17 protein-coding genes are annotated in these 23,574 nt (G+C 53.8%); 9 read left to right on the top strand and 8 right to left on the bottom strand.

Going from position 1 to position 23,574, the window contains the following annotated elements; all coding sequences use genetic code 11:
• Positions 1 to 42: 42 nt before the first annotated feature.
• Positions 43 to 1,035 (bottom strand): dTDP-glucose 4,6-dehydratase, encoded by a 993-nt coding sequence (gene rfbB, locus HMPREF0577_RS02875; protein ID WP_004012156.1) that lies wholly within the window; start codon positions 1,033 to 1,035, stop codon positions 43 to 45.
• A gap of 195 nt (positions 1,036 to 1,230) precedes the next feature.
• On the opposite strand from rfbB, the gene HMPREF0577_RS02870 reads away from it, so the two are divergent.
• Genes HMPREF0577_RS02870 through HMPREF0577_RS02845 form a run of 6 tightly spaced genes read left to right on the top strand, consistent with a single transcriptional unit; the run spans position 1,231 to position 8,970 of the window.
• Positions 1,231 to 3,072 (top strand): rhamnan synthesis F family protein, encoded by a 1,842-nt coding sequence (locus HMPREF0577_RS02870; RefSeq protein WP_004012155.1) that lies wholly within the window; start codon positions 1,231 to 1,233, stop codon positions 3,070 to 3,072.
• A 17-nt stretch (positions 3,073 to 3,089) separates the two neighbouring features.
• Positions 3,090 to 4,316 carry an acyltransferase family protein gene (locus tag HMPREF0577_RS02865; RefSeq protein WP_004012154.1) on the top strand — a complete coding sequence of 409 codons (1,227 nt, stop codon included), beginning with the start codon at positions 3,090 to 3,092 and terminating at the stop codon, positions 4,314 to 4,316.
• Positions 4,313 to 5,677, top strand: a complete 1,365-nt coding sequence (locus tag HMPREF0577_RS02860; protein ID WP_004012153.1) for an alginate O-acetyltransferase AlgX-related protein — start codon at positions 4,313 to 4,315, stop codon at positions 5,675 to 5,677. Before HMPREF0577_RS02865 ends, HMPREF0577_RS02860 begins: the two co-directional genes overlap by 4 nt.
• A 32-nt stretch (positions 5,678 to 5,709) precedes the next feature.
• Positions 5,710 to 6,771, top strand: coding sequence for an NAD-dependent epimerase/dehydratase family protein (locus HMPREF0577_RS02855; RefSeq protein ID WP_004012152.1), 1,062 nt, complete (start codon positions 5,710 to 5,712; stop codon positions 6,769 to 6,771).
• 1 nt (position 6,772) lies between these two features.
• Positions 6,773 to 7,672 (top strand): ABC transporter permease, encoded by a 900-nt coding sequence (locus tag HMPREF0577_RS02850; protein ID WP_004015665.1) that lies wholly within the window; start codon positions 6,773 to 6,775, stop codon positions 7,670 to 7,672.
• Positions 7,672 to 8,970 (top strand): ABC transporter ATP-binding protein, encoded by a 1,299-nt coding sequence (locus tag HMPREF0577_RS02845; protein WP_004012150.1) that lies wholly within the window; start codon positions 7,672 to 7,674, stop codon positions 8,968 to 8,970. The genes HMPREF0577_RS02850 and HMPREF0577_RS02845 overlap by 1 nt, the downstream gene beginning before the upstream one ends.
• Positions 8,971 to 8,995: 25 nt before the next feature.
• Here HMPREF0577_RS02845 and HMPREF0577_RS02840 read toward each other — a convergent pair whose 3' ends face one another.
• Entirely contained in the window at positions 8,996 to 10,345 is a 1,350-nt protein-coding gene (locus tag HMPREF0577_RS02840; protein WP_248613653.1) for a CAP domain-containing protein, read from the bottom strand.
• A gap of 216 nt (positions 10,346 to 10,561) precedes the next feature.
• Between HMPREF0577_RS02840 and HMPREF0577_RS02835 the strand changes: the two genes are divergently transcribed.
• Positions 10,562 to 11,983 carry a hypothetical protein gene (locus tag HMPREF0577_RS02835; RefSeq protein ID WP_231282877.1) on the top strand — a complete coding sequence of 474 codons (1,422 nt, stop codon included), beginning with the start codon at positions 10,562 to 10,564 and terminating at the stop codon, positions 11,981 to 11,983.
• A gap of 123 nt (positions 11,984 to 12,106) precedes the next feature.
• On the opposite strand, the gene HMPREF0577_RS02830 is transcribed toward HMPREF0577_RS02835, so the two are convergent.
• Positions 12,107 to 13,147, bottom strand: a complete 1,041-nt coding sequence (locus tag HMPREF0577_RS02830) for a glycosyltransferase family A protein (RefSeq protein ID WP_004012147.1) — start codon at positions 13,145 to 13,147, stop codon at positions 12,107 to 12,109.
• A 134-nt stretch (positions 13,148 to 13,281) separates the two neighbouring features.
• Here HMPREF0577_RS02830 and HMPREF0577_RS02825 point away from each other — a divergent pair, with 134 nt between their 5' ends.
• Positions 13,282 to 14,721: a hypothetical protein gene (locus tag HMPREF0577_RS02825; protein WP_004012146.1), complete on the top strand. Its 1,440-nt coding sequence runs from the start codon at positions 13,282 to 13,284 to the stop codon at positions 14,719 to 14,721.
• Between the two features lie 263 nt (positions 14,722 to 14,984).
• Here the strand turns inward: HMPREF0577_RS02825 and HMPREF0577_RS02820 are convergent, their stop codons facing one another.
• A complete protein-coding gene (locus HMPREF0577_RS02820) occupies positions 14,985 to 15,830 on the bottom strand; it encodes an NAD-dependent epimerase/dehydratase family protein (RefSeq protein ID WP_004012145.1) in 846 nt (281 codons plus the stop codon).
• 172 nt (positions 15,831 to 16,002) lie between these two features.
• Between HMPREF0577_RS02820 and HMPREF0577_RS02815 the strand changes: the two genes are divergently transcribed.
• The gene (locus HMPREF0577_RS02815) at positions 16,003 to 17,676 is read left to right on the top strand and encodes a cell wall-binding repeat-containing protein (protein WP_004012144.1); all 1,674 of its coding nucleotides are present in this window, start codon (positions 16,003 to 16,005) and stop codon (positions 17,674 to 17,676) included.
• A 13-nt stretch (positions 17,677 to 17,689) separates the two neighbouring features.
• Here the strand turns inward: HMPREF0577_RS02815 and HMPREF0577_RS02810 are convergent, their stop codons facing one another.
• From HMPREF0577_RS02810 to HMPREF0577_RS02795, 4 genes are all read right to left on the bottom strand, one after another.
• Complete coding sequence (locus HMPREF0577_RS02810) at positions 17,690 to 19,867, bottom strand: DUF6541 family protein (protein ID WP_004012143.1); 2,178 nt, start codon at positions 19,865 to 19,867, stop codon at positions 17,690 to 17,692.
• On the bottom strand, positions 19,861 to 21,168 hold the full coding sequence (locus tag HMPREF0577_RS02805) for a glycosyltransferase family protein (RefSeq protein ID WP_004012142.1): 1,308 nt from the start codon (positions 21,166 to 21,168) through the stop codon (positions 19,861 to 19,863). The genes HMPREF0577_RS02810 and HMPREF0577_RS02805 overlap by 7 nt, the downstream gene beginning before the upstream one ends.
• Before the next feature lie 155 nt (positions 21,169 to 21,323).
• Positions 21,324 to 21,938, bottom strand: coding sequence for a dTDP-4-dehydrorhamnose 3,5-epimerase family protein (locus tag HMPREF0577_RS02800; protein WP_004012141.1), 615 nt, complete (start codon positions 21,936 to 21,938; stop codon positions 21,324 to 21,326).
• A 499-nt stretch (positions 21,939 to 22,437) separates the two neighbouring features.
• Positions 22,438 to 23,559 (bottom strand): glycosyltransferase family 4 protein, encoded by a 1,122-nt coding sequence (locus HMPREF0577_RS02795; RefSeq protein WP_004012140.1) that lies wholly within the window; start codon positions 23,557 to 23,559, stop codon positions 22,438 to 22,440.
• Between the last annotated feature and the right edge of the window lie 15 nt (positions 23,560 to 23,574).

Raw genomic sequence — 23,574 nt, 5'->3', positions numbered from 1 at the left:
CACCTTACTTTCGCCTCTCAAAGCGGACATTCGGAGCGTCGGCTAATGACCCTGCCGAGCGTATTTGGCCTCCGTAGCTTCCTTGGTGGGACGCCACCAGGCTTCGTTACTCTGATACCACTCGATAGTGTGACGCAAACCCTCCTCAAAGTCGGTGTACTTGGGCTCCCACCCGGTTTCCTCACGTAGCTTAGTGGCATCTATCGCATAGCGGCGGTCATGACCGGGACGGTCTTTAACCTGGTCGAAATCATCTTCGGGGAACCCCATCATCTTGTTTAATGCCTGTACCACTTGCAAGTTGTTCTTTTCCCCATTGGCACCAATCAAGTATGTCTCCCCCAAGCGACCTTTGTTGATGATAGCCCACACTGCCGTGTTATGGTCAAGCACATGAATCCAGTCGCGCACATTCAAACCATCCCCGTAGAGGCGCGGACGTACCCCGTCCATACGGTTAGTAATCATGCGGGGAATGAATTTTTCAACATGCTGATAGGGACCGTAGTTGTTAGAACAGTTCGAGATGGTAGCCTCGATACCAAATGAACGAATCCACGCGCGAACTAACATGTCAGAACCCGCCTTGGAAGCGGAATACGGCGAAGACGGCCTATAGGGCGAATCGGGCTCAAACTTGTGCGGGTCATCCAGTGCCAAGTCCCCATAAACTTCATCGGTGGAAATGTGGTGAAGTCGCACCCGGTGACGCCTGCATGCCTCCAGAGTGTTAAACGTTCCCACCAGGTTGGAATAGATAAAAGGCGAGGGGTCGACTAGTGAATTGTCGTTGTGAGACTCAGCTGCAAAATTTACCACCAAGTCAGATTCTTTCACCAACGCATCCATAAGGTCTTTATCTTCAGTAGAGCCAACCACCAGCTTGACCCGATCAAGACCCTCAATGGATTTAGGGTTGCCGGCATAACCGATTTTATCGATAACAGTAACCGTGGCATCCGGGTGTTCTTCCACCGTAGTGTGGACAAAGTTAGCGCCAATGAACCCGGCTCCACCGGTAACCAAGACATGCATTCAAAATCCTCCCTCATCTGTTTTATTCGATGCTGCTCCCCACTAGCTTACACATCTCCACTGATAGCAGATGGTCGAACATGGCGCGTGGCGAAAACCAAAACTTTTAGCACCGCACTACCCGATACAATAAGATGTACAACACGGGAAGATGCTTCATTCTTCCACGCAGCAACGCCAAAAAGGGGAAAATCTATGCGCAGAGCCGTCATTTACTTGTTCTATGACAAATCAGGTCAAGTGGATGACTACGTAACATACAACCTGGAAAAGCTGCGGGAACACGCCGAACTGATTTTCGTCGTCTCCAACAGCGTCCTGACCGAAACCTCCAAACAGAAACTGTCCAAAGTAGCGGATACCGTGTGGGAGCGGGAAAACAACGGGTTTGACGTGTACGCCTATAAGGAATCCCTGGAAAAAATCGGCTGGGAACGTCTGGATAGTTTCGATGAGGTTATCCTCATGAACTACACATTTTTTGGCCCCATCCACCCCTACGCGGACATGTTTAACCGCATGGATGCCATCGACACTGACTTTTGGGGCATCAGCGCTCACAAAGCCGTACGCCCCCACCCTTTTACCGTAGCTTTAGAAATGCCGCTGCATATTCAATCGCACTGGATTGCGGTGCGCCACAAACTGCTGGCATCCACAGACTTCCGGCAATACTGGGCAACCATGCCCCCGATAAACTCCTACACAGACTCCGTGGTACACCACGAGTCACGGTTCACCAAGCATTTTGCCGACTTAGGGTGGCGCTACGAGGTGGCCTGGCCGGCGGAAAATTACCCCGCAGTGCATCCGATTTTCGACAATGCTGCTCTAATGTTGGCCGATGGATGCCCGATTCTAAAACGCCGCTTATTCTTCCATGACCCGCTCTACCTGGACAAACAGGCCATCATCGGTGCCGATATCATGCGCGAAGTCCGCCGGGCGGGATACCCCGAAGAACTAATCTGGCAAAACGTATCACACAACGCCAAGCCCCGGGTTTTGTCCACCAATTTCAATCTGACTCAAGTGTTGGATGACAATGCGGAAGAATCCGTTCTAGCAGCTAATGCCAAATTGCGAATTGCCGGGGTGGCTCATGTTTTCTACGCGGACATGACCGCAGAAATCATGAAACGATTCTCATACCTGGGAGACCACGCCCAAATTTTCCTCACCACTTCCACCCCCGAGAAGAAAACCCAAATTGAACAACAGCTCCAAACCATGGGACGCCAAGCCGAAGTGCGCATCGTGGAATCGAACCGCGGCCGCGACGTTTCCGCTTTCCTGGTGACTTGCGCCGACGTCTTGGAACCGGGATGTTTCGACGTGGTGGCAAAAATTCACTCCAAAAAATCCGCACAGGACGCATACAACGCGGCAGAATTATTCAAACGCCACCTGTTCGAAAATCTGCTGCCCTCCCCAGGCTACACCGCCAACCTGCTGCACTTGTTCGCAACCGAGCCCTACCTAGGAATGGTGTTTCCTCCCGCCGTGTCTCTGGGCTACCCCACCCTGGGGCACGCCTGGTTTGCAAACAAAAAACCCGCCCTGGCGCTGTGCGAACGCTTGGGAATCAAACTGCCTTTCGACGATACGACTCCCTTGTCTCCCTACGGGTCAATGTTTTTCGCGCGGCCCGAAGCCCTGCTTCCCCTCACAAAGGCTCACTTCACTTTTAACGATTTCCCCGAAGAAGGCCAGTATTCTGACGGATCTTTGGCTCACGTGATTGAGCGAATCTTTTCCTACTCCTCCCTGAGCGAAGGACTGATTTGCAAAAGCGTCATGAACCGAGAGTGGGCGGGTATCTATTACGGATTTATGGAATACCGGGTGCAAGCGTTGCTATCGCAATTACCCGGCTTTCCACTTGAGGCTGTCACCGCCTTGCAGAATCGGCGACCTTACGGGCTGTTGCCCGAGTTGAAACTCACACTACAACGCCGCTCCCCCCATCTGGCGAAAACGCTGCGCCCGTTTTATCTCCTCGCCCGCCAGGTTTATCACAAAGTCCGCTCAAGGTAAGGGGAAAGAAACTGGACATGAGTACGCAACAATCGCACGTCGTCACCGGGCAGCATTCTCGCCAGTGGCATTACCTGTCAGAAGTTTTTGACCCGCGCAGCAACTCGATTGGTTTTCTACGCTGGCTGATGGCTTTTTTAGTGATTTTTTCCCACGCCGGGCCCATTGGAGGTTTTTATGGTGGGGAAGATTTAGGGGTGCAAATTTCCTCCGAGCAATCCTTAGGCGGGGTAGCGGTAGCCGGGTTTTTCTTTTTTTCCGGTTTTCTGATTACCAAATCACGCATGGGACACGCCACAATTTTCCGGTATTTTTGGCGCCGTATCCTCAGGATTTTTCCCGCCTTTTGGACGGCGCTGCTGTTCACTGTGGTAGTGCTGGCTCCTATTTCCTACTATCACGAACACGGGAATTTGAACGGTTACCTCCACCCGCCCAAAGAATCCCCTCTCACCTACTTCTGGAACAATATGTTCCTGGTGTTAAACCAGCGTAATATCGCCGGGGAGGGAGGGAACCTGCCCTATTCCATCCTGCACGGCGCTTTTGACTGGAATGGCAGCGCGTGGACCCTAAAATACGAATTTTTATGCTATATTTTAGTGGGTTTGGCGGGATTATTCGGACTGTTCACCCACCGTCGTTTAGGCGGGCTTATCGCCCTAGCGGCAATCGTGTTGAATGCTCTGATGTGGATGGGAGTGAAAGTCACCGCTTTAAGCCCGGTTTTTTCGGATATTTTCTTGCTCATGTTCTTCGCTCCCTTTGCGTTTGGAACCCTATTCGCCCTGTTTGGGGATCGGATTCCCCTGGATGGGCGCCTAGCTCTTTTTGGAATCTGTCTAGGGGTGTTTACCTACGCCACGCACGGATGGAATATTGTGGGACAATTTGGTTTCTGCTACTTCCTCATGTGGCTGGCAGTGGTGCTGCCATTAAAAAACTGGGAGAGATTCGGGGATTTTTCTTACGGGGTTTATATTTTCGCCTGGCCGATAATGACCTTCGGGGCGCACTTCGGGCTACCCCAACGTGGTTGGATAGTCTACCACCTGGTGATTATCATAGCGACCCACGTGGTGGCGTTTCTTTCATGGCACCTGATCGAAAAACCCGCTATGAGCCTGAAAAATTGGACGCCTGTATGGATGAAAATACTGTTTCAAAAATGTCGGCGCGCCGACAAGAATCAGCCCCCCGCAGAGGTGAAAGCCTCCCCCGAATCCCCAAAGGCAAATTCATGAACCACGCTGAACCTGCATCCCCCTCACCAAAGCGCCACGAAAACGGCTCAGCCACCCGGCCGCGCCTACGCAACCGGATTTTCACCGCCGGTTTTACCGCCTCCACCACCGGTGTACGGGATATAGAATTAAAAGAACGAGGATTTAAACGCATACTGCGTTACCTCCCGCTAATGGGGTTAATGCTCGCGGTTATCGCCGCCACCGGAATCGGACTGTGGTATAGTGCAACGCACTGCGAAATCGGCAAAACAACCAACCGAACCCCCCGTGTCAACACTAACGCCACCGCTAATACCACCAAAGCCCTAGCCCCACTCGCCCCTGCTCCATGTTTACCCTCAATCCCGCAACCACAACCCTCACACTTTGCCGGCACCGCCGGCACCGGAGCCACGGAAACCTTCATCACTCACGCCACCACCAGCCCCTACGTGATAGGACGCGACAACTGGGTGTTCTGGGCCGACGCCCAAGCACATAATTTTTCCCAAGCCATCGGAAAAGAACAGCTATCCGCCGCCAAGCTAGCAGAATGGGGAAAATTTTTCACAAACTTGCGCACCCTGGCAAACGCAAGAGGCGCCACCCTGGTAATCATGCCCGGTCCGGCCAAATGGGACGTTTTCGCACGATTCTTGCCAGAATGGACCGAACAGTTACTTTCCGACAAGCCACTAAACCAGCTCATTCGCGCCTACCCGCAACTCCCCTGGTTGGACACGCGGGAAACCGTCTCCGCAAAAGCACCAGTCGAACCTAAGACCCCAGACACGTTCTACGGCTGGTCGCGAGTCAACTCGCACTGGTCGCCCTACGGGGGATACCTGGCCTGGAAACAAACCGTCAAATGCTTGGCCGCACTAGATTCACAACTGCAAGGCCTAACCGTCCCCCCGGTGGCGCAACTACGAGTGGCACAAGCACCCAATGAATTCCTGCCCTTGGGGTACCACCAGCAAGCCAACGACTGGGTAGTACCCGCGTTCTCACTACAACCCGGTACTTTCACCGCGACAGATCAAAACGGAAATTCTCTCACCCTACCGGTGGGTAGCGGCACCGATTTCGCAAACCTGCCAACAGAAACCCGCAACCCACACGCCACCGGACCTGCGGCGCTGATATTCCGCGATTCCATGGGAAACGGGATTTCTCCCCTGTGGAACCTTGCATTCTCACGAACATACCAGATGGGACACTACTTGGACACCGGCCACCCCACCGACTTTGCAACCGCTATCGCCACGCAAAAACCCAGAGTCATTATTTTCGAATTTGCGGAAAGATATTTGACCTTCACCCCGCCACCCCTGCCCCAACCAAGCGCGAATACGTCAAAGCCCACAAAAGCCGACTAGAATGGCTTCGAGTTTTAGGAATAAGGAGAATCATGGGAAAAACTTGCCTCATCACCGGAGGCGCCGGTTTTATTGGCTGCGCCACTTCACACCTGCTGGTAAAACTCTACGATCGCGTAGTGGCTTTCGATAATCTGCACCCGCAGATTCACGCCACCGCCACCCGCCCCGCAGACCTCGACAGCCGAGCCGAACTGGTGGTGGGAGACGTGCGTAAATCAGCGGACTGGGATGCCCTCCTGCAAATAGTGCAACCAGACGTAATCTTGCACTTGGCAGCCGAAACTGGCACTGCCCAGTCCCTGCTGGAAGCCACACGACACTCTTCGACTAACGTGGTCGGTACCACCCAAATGACCGACGCCTTGGCCAGAAACAAAATCATTCCCGAAAAAATCGTCCTGGCCTCATCGCGCGCGGTATACGGGGAAGGACGCTGGATTGACGAGAAAGGACAAACCTGCTATCCGGGAATGCGCACCCATGCCATGCTAGAAGCAGGACAATGGGAATTCCCCGGATTGAAACCCACCGTGCAATTCTCCCCGGAAGTCGCCCCTGACCCTGCCAACGTTTACGCGGCCACGAAACTGTGCCAGGAAAACCTGTTATCCTCCTGGTGCGGATCAATGGGAGTGGAACTGGTACGGTTCCGTCTGCAAAATGTTTACGGCGCAGGCCAGTCACTGATTAACCCCTATACCGGAATAGTTTCCCTATTTGCCCGCCTAGCCAAAGCAGGAAAACCAATCCCCGTATACGAAGACGGCAAAATTATCCGCGATTTTGTCTACATCGACGATGTTAGCAGCGCCCTAGCGGCAGGAGTGGAACGAGGCCACACCAACCGCTACCCCTACGACGTGGGATTAGGCAAAGCCACCACTATTCACGAGCTTGCCGTCGAAATCGCAAACTACTACCAGGCTCCCGACCCTGTCATCACCGGGCAATACCGCGAAGGAGACATTCGCGCCGGATGGGCTGATATTTCTCAAACCTCTACCGCCCTAGAGTGGAACCCGGCAGTGAATATCGCTACCGGTATCGAACGCCTTTGTAACTGGATTGATGCGCGAAATCAGGAAAATTAACGTGAAGCTTCCCCGTATTTCTTCCCCCCATCCCGAACCACCCGCCGGGATATCACGAAAAGCCGAATACCTCCACGCCTGCCAGCTGGTGTGGGTGCTGGCTCGCCGCGAAATTTCCGCCGAATACAAAGGCACCGTGTTAGGACGCCTGTGGTCTTTGATTAATCCCCTAGCCACGATAGCGGTTTTCGCAGTGATTTTCGGGGTGATTTTTCGAGGTGGCGTGGAACCGGGGAGAAACTCCGACATTGATTCCTTTGCCCTGTGGATAGGAATCGGGGTACTGTGCTGGGGATACCTCTCCCGGGTCATCACCAACGGGATGAACACCTTGGTAGGTAACGCCGGACTATTGACCAAAGTGTATTTTCCCCGCTGGGTGCTAGTGTTGGCCTCTACGGTGGCGCAAACCTTTAATTTTCTCTTCGAGCTGCTGGTGCTGTTGATTGTTACCATGCTAATGGGCGGGCCGAAAGTCTTGCTTTACGTACCGCTGCTGATACCGATACTACTGCTGAGCGCCGCTTTCGGGACGGGATTGGCTCTGCTACTGAGCGTAGGAACAGTGTACTACCGGGACATTTCCCACTTGTGGGGGATATTCACCCAAATTTGGATGTATGCCTCCGGAGTGGTTTTCCCCCTATCCATGCTGGTTTCCGCCCAGGAAACCCTGGCCGCTAAAGGTTTTAACTGGGGTGGAAAACCACTGCCTTTGGACGTAATCTTCCGGATTAATCCCGCCGAACTTATTCTGGAAGCCAACCGGGCGGTGTTTTACGATTACGCTGTTGCCCCCCCAGAAGTCTGGCTGGGTATTACCATCTGGGCCGTGCTTAGCCTGCTAGCGGGTATCCTCGTGTTTAAAAAGGCTTCCAAACGGATTGTGGAGGAACTCTGATGACTAGCCCTGACAACAATACTGCCATCACAGTGGAAAACCTTTCTAAAACCTTTCGCATATACAAGGAGCGTGACCGTTCTCTGAAACGACGCCTGCTGCGCCAACGCCAGGGTGCCTTTGAGGAGTTTCATGCTTTAAACGACGTGACGTTGAGCATCCCCAGGGGATCCACTTTCGGCCTTTTGGGTCAAAACGGTTCAGGAAAGTCCACTTTACTGAAATGTATTGCGAAAATATTAGCGCCCGACTCGGGGCATATTACTTCCACCGGGCGTATGGCGGCCATGCTGGAAGTCGGATCCGGTTTCCACCCGGATTTGTCCGGCCGAGAAAATATCTACCTAAACGGGGCGATTCTTGGCATGTCCAGGAAGGAAATCGAAAAAAAGTTCGATGAAATCGTGGCGTTTTCCGGGGTGGAAAAATTTATTGATCAACCGGTCAAAAACTATTCTTCCGGCATGTACGTGCGCCTAGGATTTGCCGTATCCATCCACGTGGAACCCGAAATCCTGTTAGTAGACGAAATTCTCGCCGTGGGCGACCTGGAATTCCAGGAAAAATGCTTAAATAAATTTGCTCAGTTCCGTCAGGAAGGACGCACCGTGGTAGTGGTATCGCACGCTCTGGAAATGATGCGAACTTTCTGTGACGAAGCAGCCTGGCTCAACCACGGCAAGTTAGTGGCATCCGGTTCTGCCGCCAGTATCGTGGATCGTTATTCCAACATGGCGCATGGAGCCGTGCGCGTGGAAGAAGGCGGCACCCGTTTCGGCTCTGGCGAAGCCAAAATTACCAAAATGGAATGGATTGGCCCTCAGGGGACAGATACGAGAAAAGTTCACACCGGTGACCCGATTACGATTCGTCTGCACTATGAATGCCTGCAAGCCATTAAACGCCCGGTTTTCGGGGCTTCTATTGATACCAGGGAAGGGTTTTGGGTCTGGGGACATCACAGTCTAGATGACAGTTTTGTGCCCGAAATGTTACTCCCCGGAACCGGCAGTGTTGACATCACGATTCCACACCTGCCACTACGTCCCGCCACTTACTACCTGTCAGCGTCAATCCAAAATTTTGAGGTTAACCAAGTAATTGACGCCTGGCAAAAAGGAGTCGCTTTTGACGTGCTGCCCTGGGTGGGAATGGAATCCGGCGGCGTGGTGGCTTTCGGCTCGCATTTCAAAAACCTGTGCCCGCCCGCAGAAATGGCCAAACTGCCGGTTCGCGACGAAGCCTACTGGCAAGAGCTGGCCGCACACACGGAGTTTAACGCCGCCGATAATGCCTAGATTCCCGGTTCTCCGGATGCGGGGATTACCGCCGGTTGGGAATAAAGGGGTTAGTGCGGAACACTTCTAGCTCATCCACATTGGAGATTCCGTCTCCATCCGCATCCCCGTAGGGATTACCGGGCACAGTCGTGTCCATAATCAACACGGAATAGGTATAGGACGAGGGAACATTTATCTGCGGACGCTTGTACTCGTCTTTTTTGGGTTTAATCCCTGTAACAGTGACTTTGATTTCCTTGTCCATATACCCCGCAGAACCGAGATGAGCCATAGATGGCTTGAACAGAATCGTGTCATATTCATAGGTTGTGTAGTCATCCTTTTGTACGAGCTCAGGCCACGGCCCGTTGGGAGATTTAGAGTTCTTCACTTCATCCAAGGGAATCGGGTTACCATAAGCGTCGGTGAGTGTAACCGTAGCTCCAGTCAAATCCGCCCCATCCATGGCGAAGTGCCACTTGGATCCCTGTTGAGTATTGGGCAGCATTTCGCGTGGGAAATAACCCGCCGCAGGCCACGATAAGGCCAAGGGGCGACGACGCGAACTGTTAAACATTACTCCGAAGGCAGCGTGATTGGGGCGATGCATCCGTACGCTCTCACCGCAGGTTCCATAACTGGTACAAGACGATCCAATGGCCGAAGTAGTCAAATAAGGTTCCATCATTTGAGTGCGGTGGCCTAAACCATCGTTGCGCACTCCGTTCTCGGTGAAATAACCCAACATGGATTCAGCCGGGCTGTACGCAAACCCAGTAGAGCGCTCTCCGTAGCCGTGGCGAAGATTCAGGTTAGAACTGCTCGCTCCCTCGCTAGCAGCCTCGTTGTAGCACTTCCATTCGGGGCTGATATAGTGTCCCAAGGAATTATTGGCTGCCATCACCATCGCGGCGTGCTGAGCATTTTGAACAAATGCCGATTCGCCACTCAGCTTGACCGGGTCGAGTCCATTGAGAGAACGGAAGTAGTTCCACGCGTCTAAAGCCAGATTCAAAAAGTTCGGGTCGGCTGCCCCCGGGATACAGTTCTCGGCGGCACTTCCCTGGGTAACGGAAACTTTCAGCCCCGGTCGCATGTGTACGTGATACGCCAAATTAGCTAAATCCCGATAGGTTGCCTGGGCATTATTCCAACGGTACTGCGGTGTAGCTGATCCCGCAGTCGGCACAGATTTGGTTGCTACTGTGGCAGATTTGACCGAGGTGGTCACGTCGGTATCAGCGGATTTAGGAACAGGCACCGCCGTAAAGGCGCTGCCCACTAATACCAAGGCTCCCAGGCTAACAGTAACGGTTCGCAATAGCATCGAATCATCTCCTTTTGAAAGTAAAATATTCGCTTGCAACGATTCTATCGTTTCACCACTAGCCATGAAAAGAACTTTTTTAATTCCCCGGCCCACAATTTGTTTCAGCGCCACCAAAATTGGTACCGGTAGAACTGTAAATCCCCTAGGGATAAAGACTTGTAAAAACACATCAAGCACCGAAAGAACAGTTTCCATTTCGCCCTTTTATCTTCCCGGTAGCGCTATGCTGGAGGGTACGAAACACATTTTCACCAGAGAAGGGGAAGGATTTTATTGATAATGAAACGCAAATTTATCGCTATGATTGGGACATGCGCTCTGACTTTAGTTTCTCTGACCGCTATTCCTGCTCATGGTGCGACTACCAATTTTTGGGGCTTCGCCGGACCAGGATTCACGGTTAACGTCACGGATAACAACTCTACTGTGGCTCTAAGCGGTACCTCCCGAGGCGGTCAGTGGACCGGATCACGGGCAACCACTGCTCATCAAATGCCCCCCACTGGAACCACCAATGTGGTGTTACGTGGCAATATGGGCAAAAACTGCGAGCAAGGGGACTGTCCCTTCGGTAGCGGGTCGGGATATCAAGGGGTAGTCGAGTTCCGCTTCGATTCCCAAAACTACTATCAAATCGGTATTCTCAACCAAGGTAATGTGACCTGGGGACCGGAAATTGTAGTCTTGGGGACACATCTGGGGAATCCTTTCCGCGTCACTCAGCCCCTAGTGACTGACGCGCAGAAAGCCGCTAATGCCAATATCATTCAAAAAATGCAGTCCAACCAAAAGGTAGATTTGGATGAGCAACATTACATTAAGGATTTTTGCCACCTAATCAAGGCACAGTGGACCCGAAATTACATCCGTTTCGTAGTGGATAACACACGAGTATTCGGCGGATACAATTTCACCGCCGGGGATAAGAATGGCCCCTCCATCACTTTTATGGCAGCCGCTCAAAATCCGAATGATGCGGTTAATGTGGTATTCGATAACCTCAATATTTCCGGTAAGGTTCCCGGTTCCACCGTGTTTATCCCCCAAGGCAAGCCTTATGCCATGATTACCGCCAATATGAAGGACAACGGTTACGGGGTGGGTCATTCCAGCTACATTAAGCTGCATGATGACCATGGAACTGCTGTCTCTGCAGGAATACAAACTGCCCAAACTGCACCGGAAACTGGGGGGAATCCCTACTATATTTCGGGTCGTATGTCCGCAGGAATTTTCGACTACGACTATGTCCAACCCGCCGATTTTAACTGGCACAATCTGCGCATCGAATGGTGGAAAGAAAACGGCTGGGCGGTAATCTGGGCTGATGGTAAACCCATAGCGAATATGAAGGCTAAATTGTCCGGCCGTATCTATGCCTCCGTAGAGGGCAATGCGGCTCAAAACGGCGACTATGTGCATGCCTACTTCAGCGGGGTGGAGGCTCAGATTGGACATGGTGGCGGGGACTGTGGTTTCCACCACGAATGGGGACTCCAGGGCACCTACGGTTTGCAAGCCCGCAAGACTGGTGCCAATTCCTTTGAAGTAGAGGGACAGGCTCAGGGAATTCCTGCCGGGAAGGACTGGGATACCACCCTCGTGGGTGGGGTAGCGATGATTTGGCAGTATCTTCCAGAAAATCGCCAGTCTGGACAGTGCATGACTTCGTCTTGGTCACAAGACCCGGCACATAGATAAATCGCGGCTTGACAGCCACGACGGCACCCTAAATAGCACAGTTGGCATCCCGAATTCGGGATGCCAACTGGTTTAATGCTGCCAACATAACCAGGAGTTTCCCCCTCAACACGAGGCTTCGTACTATTTTCCCCGCCCCCACAGTTTGTTCCAACGTCGCCGGAACCGGTACTGGTAGGACTGCAAGTCCTTCACCACCGAGAGTACTTCCGCGTTAGCGACCTTGATTTCCTGCAACTCCTCATGCAGCCGCGATAACTGCTCTTGCTGCCCCAAAATAGTTTTAACCAAACTGGCGTGAATCATCTGGCGCGAATCCTCTGCATTTTGCAGCTTTTCGTTCATTTCCTCGCGTAACGTTTTAATACACACCTGCTGCGCCAACACGGTTGCAAACATTCCCGTATCACCCTGCTGCAAGCTGCGTTTCAGATACGAATCACGAATCAAAAGATTCTGGTTATAGTGGCCAGAACGCTCTGAGACCACCGAATTATCCAACTCGTTTTCACTTTGCCTACGATGGTGCCAGTTCGCTAACGGTTCCTCCCCTAAGAAACCTGCCGGACTATCGGCCAGCATCCTCAAATTAAACTCCCAATCCGCCTGAGTAGCCAAGGAAGAATCCCAGAAACCTAACCGATCCACGCTAGCTCGACGAAATAACTGGGCAATAGGCGGAACGTAATTAGCATAACTAGTTTCCAGCAGGGTAAAACTGTCAAGCTCGGGACGCAGCGGTGCTTTTTCTAGCTCGACTATTTCGGTTTCTTCCACCTTTTCCTTTACCAGATTGCAACGCACGCCCACCATTCCCGCTTCAGGATGAGCATCCATCCACGCCACGGTTTTTTCTAAAAAATGCGGCTCCCACGTGTCGTCATCATCGTGAATACACAAGTACTGCAAATGCGATGCGGATAAACCAGCGTAAACTACGCCTTCCCTCCTAGTGTTCTCCGCACTGGCAACTAGCAGAACCTTGTCACGCCCCTCCGAATCTAAGCCTTCCAGCATCCGCTCTATAGGTTCAGGGTTACGCGCATCGTCAACAATAACATGCTGATAGTCACGAAAAGTCTGAGCATTCACAGATTGTAGCGCCCGAGCCAACAACAGAGGGCGGTTTTTGGTACGCGTCACGATGGTAACTCTAGGTGACATGGAACATAACCCCCTGACTTTAACTACATCCCTAAGTCTACACCACGCAAGCGTTTTCTACCGTTGTTCGAGCGTCACGGTTGCTAGACTGGGTACCGGTTCAAATAGGAAAAGAAAAAGAAGAGAAAAGACTAATGCGTGTGAAAGTAAATAGATTTTCTAAACTATCCTTGGCGCTGGTTGCCGCGTTCTCGCTTCTGGCTACATTGTGTCTAAATTTCACAAACGTCCCTCCAGCAAACGCGGCCACTATTGATTTGTTCACGGCCAGCTCCCCAGGTTTCGAGGTGAATACCTTTGACCACAACACTACCGTGAGTGTCTCTGGCAGTGTCCGAAACGGCGAATGGACCGGCGGTGCAGCTACCACCCCAGGGCAACTCGCTCCTCGTGGTACCATAAATGCCCAAGTTGAAGGGAATATGGGGACTGATTGTGACCAGAACGACTGCCCCTACGGTGCCGGTTTTGGGTACAAAGCGATGATGCAGTTTCGCTTTGACCCGGCCAACTGGTACGAGATAGGCATTCTCAACGAAGGGTTTGTCACTTACGGGCCACAGATTGTGGTACGCGGTACAGATAAAGGAAACATGTTCCAAACCATTACTCCCCTGGTGACGATGGCTCAACAGGTTAACAACGCTTCTATTGTGGAAAAAATGCGCGACGGTACTCACCTCGACATTGATCAGCAACACTTCGTGCGCAGCCACAGGCATCTAATCAAAGCGCAATGGACACGCAACTTCATTATGTTCGTAGTAGACAACACCCGCATTTTTGGAAAATACAAATTTGCCTGGCCCACTAACGGGGTGCAAGTTTCCTTCCAAGGAGCGGGTAAGCACCCTGGTAATGCAATCAATGCCAAGTTTACAAACATTAATTATACGGCTGGCGGGGTCACTGGACGCGCCGTGTTCATTCCCGACGGCAAGCCGTATGCTTCCATCAGCGCCGACATGATGAGCAACGGTTGGGGAACCGGATTTAGCGCCTACATTAAATTTCATGACGGGTACGGCTCGGCGATTTCCGGGGGAATCCAAACGGCTTTAACCGCACACGAAACCTGGGGCAGGCCCTACCTGATTTCGGGGCGGATGCAGGATGGAATTTTTGACTATGACTACATTCAACCAGCCGACTACCGGACGCACAATGTACGCGTAGAATGGTGGAAAGACTCCGGCTGGGCTGTGATTTGGCTTGACGGCAAACCGGTAGCGAATATGCGCGCTCATTTAAAGGGTCGCCTCTACGCTTCCGTGGAAGGAAACGCTGCGCATAACGGCGACGTGGTTCACGCCTATTTTGACCATGTGGAAGCACGAGTGGGGTATAAGGAAACCAGGGATTGTGGATTCTTCCCCCTGTGGGATAGCGTGAAAAACTATGGTATTAACACGGTTTGGGATGGTAAAGGGCACTTTGAAATTCATGGCACCGCCCAAGGGGTTCCGGATGGTAAGGACTGGGACACGACCCTGGTGGGCGCGGTGGTAATGACCTGGCAGTACCAGCCCGGCGAAAAGGCTGATGCTAATGCCAAATGCATGAAAGAATCCTGACATCACGGGACTAAAAAAGCCCGGTAAGCAAGGACTGCAAGACTGCGCGTGACCATATCGTGACTACCGTATCGCATGATTACCCCGTCCGGCGCCACAAGGTGTCCGCTGGGCTTGTCACGCTGATACCACTCCTGGTACCATCCCCAGAAGGATTTGCTTTTGTCTCACCCGTCACGCACGCTCAGGTTTTGAACCTGCCCTGCCACCGTTAAGGGTATTGTTCGCAAAATAATGCGGTCAATCCGCAGTCAGCTGCTCGCTTAGCACCCGGATTCGGCTTTTAACACCAGATTGAGTTTATGGCAATCCCCCCACACTCCAGGGGAATCATAGGGACGATCCGGAAAAGCCCCATAATCGAGGCTGATATGGTAGCCGTTTTCCTTAATGTAGGCCTCCACACGTTGAGCTAGGGTCTGCGGCTGGCCACTGCAAGCATTGATAATGCCATCCACTGCGGTTTGACTGGCAATCAGAGCGATTTGGCGAGCCAATTCCGAAATGGAAATGAAGTCATAGCGGTTCTTACCGGTAGTAAATGGGAAACGGGTTTTGCCCTCCAGAGCGGCGCGGGCAATCTTGGAAAAAATCGAGTCCCCTTTGAGATCGTCACCTACAATGTAATAGGCGCGAACCCACTGTAATATCGCATGGTTTTGTTTTGCCGCCAGAAAAGCAAACTGGCGCAACGCATTTTTAGAAATTCCATACAGTGACTGCGGGTTGCACGGCGAATTTTCGTCTATCGCGCCTTCCCAATATCCGACCTCGTGCATGGTACCCATCACGACCAGTTGCTTCAAACCGCCCTGGTACAAATTTTCAATGAAATGCATGTGCTTCGCCAAGTCATCAATGTGTGCCGGAGAGTTATGCTTGAAACCGTCACGCCACGCCATGTGAACCACTACTTCGGGACAACCCAACTTTTGGTAAATGTCCTTGTCCCCGCCGAATATATCCGCCGCCACAATTTCCGCCCTGGGATCAATGCCCTCAGTGCGCCGATCTACTACGCTGACGCGCTGCCCCAGTTCCAACAGCGCCGAGACTACGTGTCTGCCGATGTAGCCACCGGCTCCTGTCACCAGAATATGTTTCTCCATAGGTACCATGCTACTACCTAAGGTCAACGATGCCGGTTACGAAATCTTTCCCTCCGCCGAACTGTCCGAAAAGACTAAACTTGTCCTAGACTGTGAGTAGAAACACTTAAAGCGCTCGTGAGAGGCAATATATGAGGTGAACTATAGTTCACCGAAAATTTAGGAGGTAGATGTGCGACGCGCTAGATTTTGTCTAACTGCCGGGATTTCTGTTTTCACGCTGGCTTTAGGCTTCAGCGGCCTGACCGGAGCTAGTGCCACGGCTACTCCCTCATCTGATGAGATCCATGGCCTGGGGGTTCACTCTATAGCATCCGGGGATTTTACCAATCCCGATTTCGGTTCCAAGGTAGCTAACCTGTTTTTATCCAACAAAGAGACTGTGTTCCTGGCTGGATACTCGGACGCTTCCTGGCCGGATGCCCTGGCGATAGGTCCTGTGGCCGGAAAAAATAAATCTCCCCTGTTTATTAACCGTCAAGGCGCAGCGATTCCAGATGCCGACGGTCAAACAATTCTCCGGCAAGCAAAGAACGTGATTATCCTGGGCGGCGTTGGTGCCGTACCGGAAGGAAATGCCACTGCTTGGCGCAACCTAGGCAAGAAGGTCAGTCGTATTAGTGGCGCTGACAGGTATGCCACTGCCGCCAGTATTGCTCAAAACTACTGGCCCAATGGCGCTCCTGCCGTTATTTTGGCCAGGGGTGATAACCCCGCTGATGCTCTCGCAGCCGGCCCGGTAGGAACCAAATTGAACGCTCCCATACTGCTGACACAGCCCGGTTCCATGCCAGCCGCTACGATAGCAGCCATCCAAAAACTGCATCCGAAGCGCATTATCGTGGCCGGCGGCTCCGGAGCCATCAACGACGTAGTGGCTAGCCAAGCAGCCTCACTGGCGGGGATTGCCGGGACAGAGCGCGTCTACGGGGCAGATCGTTACGCCACCTCACACCGGTTGGCCGAGACTTTCTTTCCCAAACAAAAGGATGTTTTCGTAGGATTGCAAAATTCTGCTGCGCAGTCCTGGCCCTGGGACGTGGGGATGGCCACCGGACAATGGGCCAATGTGCTACAATTAGCTCCGGCGGCTGGGGCTAATGGCAAGCCCCTGTTCTTGGAAAAGAACATCGCTTCCGTACTAGAGCTGCCCCTGGACTACAACGCTTGGGTTTTCGACCCGACAACGCACAACGACAAAAGCTGGGGGTGGTCTTCGGCCTACTTGGGATCCAGTACCACCCAAAACGTGAACTATGCCTGGCGTAAAGCCGCGTTAATTCGTGCCCAGCGTGGGGTGGAAACCCTGAAAAGCTGCCACGGCAAGTTTTTAATCAACGCCGGTAACTGGGGCGGTCACACCTATCAGGGCGACGGATCCGTGTGGTCTTCTGTCTGGAATCCCGAGAATTTCTTGTCCTCGCCACCGCATATGGGGTTTTTAACGGAATCCGGTTCCAATTACATTCGGATTATCCATGAAACCCTACGGGAATCCCACGGGGATAACTATCCGGAAAAAATTGCTCCTTCTTCGGCTAGTTACGCTGAACACGAGGGGCTGGCAATTCGTACCGGCAGATGTGTCCCTGACCCCAACGGTATCGATATACCCATCAAGCAGGAACCCACCAAACCGGGAAGCTACGGGAAAAGCACCGACGGGGTTCCAGACACGGAACAAAACTTTGAAGAGCCAGCTCCGCAGTACTCTTCTCAGCAAAACAGTGATGCTCCCATGTGCGCCAAAACCGCTGAAGAGTTCGCGAAAAGCGGTGCCTGCTACCGAAGAAACGGCGAACCCACTGATTGCCGCCTCGTCTGGAAGCGAATTTGCAAACAGTGATTGTGTCCCGTGGCTACCAGCAGGCATCAATGCGGTAGACGCGCGCCCGATCCACGCGGGCAACTTCGGTGAAACCCGTGCTGACGTCAACGTCATGCAAACCGGGGTAGGTGAATTTTTCACTCGACCCCACCCCGGTAGCGTCATCATAGAAATGGGTGATTCTCTCGCGGCGAACAAGCTGGCAAATGCGCGGGTTTTCGTGAATTTCGCGGAAATGCTGTGCCAGGTATTTTTGCACAGGACTAAACCCGGTGGGGTTGAGCTGTTTAATAAACAGTTGCGTACCGCCAGCTGCGTAAGCCAAACCGGCGCCGGATGACGGGTCACCGAGTAGTTTCGCATGAGGCGGCAGTCGGAGTTCCACCAGAGCCTGGTATTCCGCAATACTGACCCACGGCGGGTGGAATTGTGAGCCGGGGACGAATGCGATTTGAGTCAAACCCCGGCGGTCAGCCAGCAGCTGGGGAAGGTACATGCCACTCGTGAAACCAACCAGCAGCAAACCTGCCACTACAGCGCTCAAGAGGCGCCACGCAGGTTTCGAGACTCGCCTGGCGACCAGCATTGCCAGGCGAGCCACGAAACCAGCCGCGAAAACCGGCAGTAGCACGGCAAGACCTGTCCCCACCCGGTCATAGGCTCCATACCACAGGGCGGTCAAAGTAGAAATCGGGCCAAGCGGCAGCTTCGTGGCCAACACCAACAGCGATATGGCTACAAAAATCCCCAGAAAACGCCAATCTCGCGCGGTCAACGCGTGCCAAACCAAGCCCAGCAGTACGGCGAGACCGAAAGACAACAGCACCCACCAGGGCTCAGAAGAAATCTGACACAACCCCAGCATCGAAGCCACAGAACGCCAGATTTCTATACTGTCACCGGCTAAACCGGCTCGGGCACTAACTCCCAGGCGATTCAAGCCCCAGGGCACCGCGATTCCCCCGCACACGGCTACAATCGCGATAAAAACCCACCACCAGGGGGACAGTAGGCGATTCAACACCAGATTGACCAATGCCATAAAGGCTGCAATGGCAATAAATCCGAAAGCTGATGGATGCGCGTGGACCACTGCGACCAGCACCAGCACGCCTAAAACCAGTCGCCCCCAAGATCTTTGATTAACACCAACCAGCGCCGACCCCGCAGTCGCATCCGACAACAGTGCAGATTGCGGTGCCCTAACACCATTTAGCGATATGCTACTGTGAGCCAGCCGCCGAATCGCTAGGACATCAGCGCCCCGAAGGACTACCCACAAACCAGCCGGCCACCACATGACCGCCAAAACATAGGGATACAGCGCCTGCAATACTCCTAAAAAATAGGGGAACACTAACGGCATGGGACTGAACAGTACGGCTAAGGGAATAGCCGGGGAGCGCCTCCCCCACACCTGTTCCGCCAGCAATGCCACGCCTAGGGGCCACACAAATAAAGTCAGCGACATTAATATCGCATTAGAAATCAATGTGGGTGAAACCAGGGGTAAAAACAAAGCTAAAATCGCCGCCCACTGGTTAGGATAGTAAACCCCGGTTTTCCCGGGATACAGCGCATCCAAGGAGCCGCGCCAGCCCGCAGCACCCGAATCGGCAATCGCCCGAATCGAAGAATAATGGAACATAGCGTCAAATGACTGGGCGGGGGCAAAAACAACCGGGATGGTTTGTATAAACGGCACCAGCTGTGTGCTCCCGGCCAGCACAAAAGCGGCCAAGGTCAGGGCCAGGAACGGTTTTGTCGGTATGCATCCCGATGGCACCATGACTACGCTGGCTTTACTACTGGCCTTGGTTTTGAGGCTCGCAGTTTCATCAGGCGCCATTTCGGCTGCGCCAAAAAGCCCTACCCCCTCACTAGTTGAACTAAATTGCCCCCCGGACACATCCGGTGTGGTTGCAGTGTTTCTCGCGTGCGCCACCTTCGGACGGTACGCCCGAAACCACCAGCTCAAAACACAAACCAACGCCACGAGGAACACCAAGGTCACTCCCACCGGAATCCGTGTCCAAGGAATATGCACCCAGGCGAAAACCTGCGCCAAAACCGCCAACAACCCAGCAGTGATGGGAGCTCCCAACGCCAAGGATGCCAGCGGGCGAAACCGTGCGCAAACAGCTAGCAACGCACCGGGTAAAATCAAGAATCCCGTCACGACGGCTATGGCGGCAAAAAGACCTAACACCCCTGTCCCTTTCGGCCGGACTTACCGGTGAATAACCCTCCCGTCATCTCTTTTGCAAGAATTCCTCGACCAGGTGCCCGGCAACCAGACTCTGAACGTTTTAGCTGAAACATTTCCCGGGGTTTGCGCCGGAAACGGCACCCGTCAAGCAACCCGCGCAGAATCTTGGTGAATCTCTGCCGACGTCCCGGGGCAAACACCAGGTTGAAGGCCACGAATTTCGCCAACCACAGCACGTATCCCCACCGCCAGCCGGTCGGAATCGGTGCCAGGCCGCGAATCAACCAGCAGGTGTTGCGCACCAGGTAATACACGCGAAATGGGCTGTGGACATGCACCACCTGGGTTCGCCCCGGCAATTTCACCACCCGGTCACCCAGCTGGTGGTCGATAGTAGCCCCGGTGACCAGCAGAGTTTGCATTCCCACCGCCCGTGCCCGCACCGACCATTCCAAATCCACATGGTCTATAAACATGTCGGCATTCATCGGTCCCACTGTTCGCCAGACCGTCACCGGCACGTACAGCCCCGAGGCAATCAGGAAAGCCGCCGGTAGCACCTTGTTTTCCCGCAATTCCCCATCCGGGTAGCGCCGCGGCCCGCGCGGAGTGTCCCGGTAGGCCAGGACATCGCGTTTAGCCGGATCGGTTTCCCGGTGGTCAAAAGCCAAACCGCCGAAAATCGAGATTTCCCCCGTGACATCCCCGACCAAACGCTGGTATTCCACCATTTCCGCCGCTTGGATTTGCGAGACATAGTCCGGGGCAAAAACCGAATCCTGGTCAAAGAACAGTAACGCCGCATCGCCCCCGGTCGGCTCGTTGCCACATGCTCTCGCCCGACGTGCTTCCCTCGCTCCGGGACTGTCTTTGCCTCCCGCCCCGGGGATTTCCCCGGTTTTTACTGCGGTTACGCCGGGCACGTCGCCCGCGCGACAGGTGTCTTCGTTGGGCGGGGTTTCGCGGGATTTTTCACGAGGTGCCATCCCGGAAGTTTCGCGGGGATTCCCGGATGGCACCTCATGCAACGGAGAAAACCCGAGCCGACGCAAGGCGTGGCGCGCCCCGATATTCTGGGCGGCGGCAATCCCGAGGTTGCGCCCCAGCGCCAACACCACCACCCCGCGCCGCGTCCACCCCCGCCAATACCGCAACAGCTCGGCAGAAGGACTCGGGGTGTTATCCACCACAATTACCCCGGTGACCTGCGGCAACAGGGACTCTATGGTAGCATCCAACCGTGCGGTGTCGGGTTGAAACGCCACCCCGATAGCCCAGACTTTTGCCTCGTTTACTTTCATAACACCCAGTCTAACCGGTACCGGAAACCCAAAATTGCGCTAAGTTGCACGACGCGTTTTGCGCGACAGAATACGTCAAACACCGACTCGGTTGTCCTAAACCCGGATTGGTCTATCGCGTTGAACTATCCAAAAGATAGACCTGCCCGATTCAACTAGCCCAGCGAAGCAATGTAATCCAAGGTCGCCTGGTATTCGGGCAGCAACCCCTGTTCGCGTGCCTCGGCCAGGCTCGGCGCGGCGGTGTCTTTCTCGCTCAAAAGCACCTTTAGCGGCCGCCCCGCGAGGTCTTTGTCCGGGAACACCAGCCCGACCTCGGGGTCAACCGGCGACACGCCGTGCTCACGCCCCGGATTGTAGCCCTCGGAGCACAGGTAAACCACGGTGGAATCATCTTCCAGAGCCACGAAACAATGTCCCAAGCCTTCGGACAGGTAAATCGCCCGGCGATGTTCGCCTTCCAGCAACACCGAATCCCAAGCTCCGAAAGTCGGGGAACCCACGCGAATATCCACCGCGAAATCCAGCACCGCCCCGCGTGGACACATCACGTATTTGGCCTGGCTGGGGGGTACCTCCGCGAAGTGAATCCCGCGTACCACCCCGGCTTTAGAAATAGAACAGTTGGCCTGTACCAGGCTCAGCGGATGCCCCACGACCTTGGCAAATTCGCCCAGCTTGTACATTTCCATAAACGCCCCGCGTTCGTCGGGAAACTGCTTGGGGGTAATCTCCCACGCGCCGGGCACTTTCAGTTCGCGGTATTCCATTGATACTTCTTTCTCTCACAGTCGTTGCAGTTACCCGTTCAATTATAGTTCGCCAGGTTGCGTTCACACCCACGTTGGCATTACCGTTCGTGCCCCTTGACGTTCCCGTTTCATGAGGTGCCAACCCGGACGGCGAGCGCTCTCCCCCCCAGCCTGCCCCCTTTCCCGATTCAAAATAAGCCGCCGCGTAAGCGCCCACGCCAAGAATCCCGGATGGCACCTCATGAACCCGAAAAATACTGCAACGTAAATGCAACGATTCCACTTTCGTTGCACTTACGTTGCATGCCTGCCACGAAAATACCCACAGCCGTGCCTCGATTTTGACAGTAAACCACTGCGGGACAGAATCAGGAGAATTCAGGGACGAGGCGGCGGATTATGTGACAAAACCAGGAAAATTCGCATACAGAAGGCCAATATATTGCCTGGAGTGCCGGTTTTCTCCTGAATTCATCACGTTCGACACCAGATTCCGAACCTGAACCGAGCCACAAGGCTAGTCGACCTCCCAGCCGCTGACCGCCAGGGTTTCACGGTACACTTCGTCGTATTCTTCGGCAATAGCCGCCGGGGAATAGCGGTCACCAATCGTCGCGGAAACCTCGGCAGCGGACAGACCGAGGGTTTTAGCCTGCAACTGCTGGCAAGCCTCGGCCCAGAATTTCGAGTTCTTTTCGGTTACTACCGTGACTACTTTGGCGGTGTCTTCGTTGATATATTCCAAATCCTTCGCGCCCTCTCCCACCACGGCGGGTCGTCCCGCCAACAAGGCCTGCGCCAAAGACAGATAGAAATTCTCCGACTTGGTCGGACCGATAAACAAGTCCGCCGCAGCCAGCGCCGCGTCCACCCCCCCAGCCTCGGCCGAAGACACGAACTCAACCCACTCTCCCAAGCCTAATTCCTTGACCTTCTCCTGGGAGCGAATCTTGGCGGTACCTTCGCCCACCCAGGTCAAAGTCGCATCCACCCCCGCTGCCCGCAAAGTTTTCACAGTACGAATCGCAATCTCGGGTTGATGGCGCGACGTAACTGCCCCCACCGAAACCAGCCGCAGCTTGCCTTTTTCCCGCGGCCGTTCCACAAAAGCCTCGGGTTTAAGCACAATATAGGGCACCGCCGCCGTGTACTTCCCGTAACGACGTTCGGCAATATCCTCAAGCATTTTTACGGACGGGGCGGTTAAACCGTCGGGATTCAACAGAATCTCTTCCACCGGCAGAATCTCACTGGGCCAGCCTTGCGGGCTGGTCAGCTGCCACGGTTCGGTGTGCACCCACGGGCAGGCCAGCTGTTCGTCTTGCCGCTCTGGCAGCCCAAAGGGAATCAGCGACCATAGATTCATGGTGTGCATAATCTGGAATCCCGGCGCAATAGAGTACACAATCTGGGCGGCACGCTCGTAGTCTTCCGGGGTTCTCAAGACATTAGGGAAGCCCCGTACCTCTACCGCCCCGTCTTGGTAACGGCTTTCCTCTGCCCCAGCTGCTTCGCTGCGCAGATGAATCACGGTAACATCATGAATTTGGCCGATAGCCTGGGCGGTAATCCGTACGAACTGTCCCACGTGTGGTGAGGCTTCAGTGGGGTAATCATTAGAGACGATAGCAACCTTCATGCTTTTATTATGCCG

This window comes from Mobiluncus mulieris ATCC 35243 (assembly GCF_000160615.1).
Taxonomy (GTDB): domain Bacteria; phylum Actinomycetota; class Actinomycetes; order Actinomycetales; family Actinomycetaceae; genus Mobiluncus; species Mobiluncus mulieris.
Note: the sequence above shows the minus strand (reverse complement) of the source record. Positions and strands in the feature narration are given on the sequence as shown.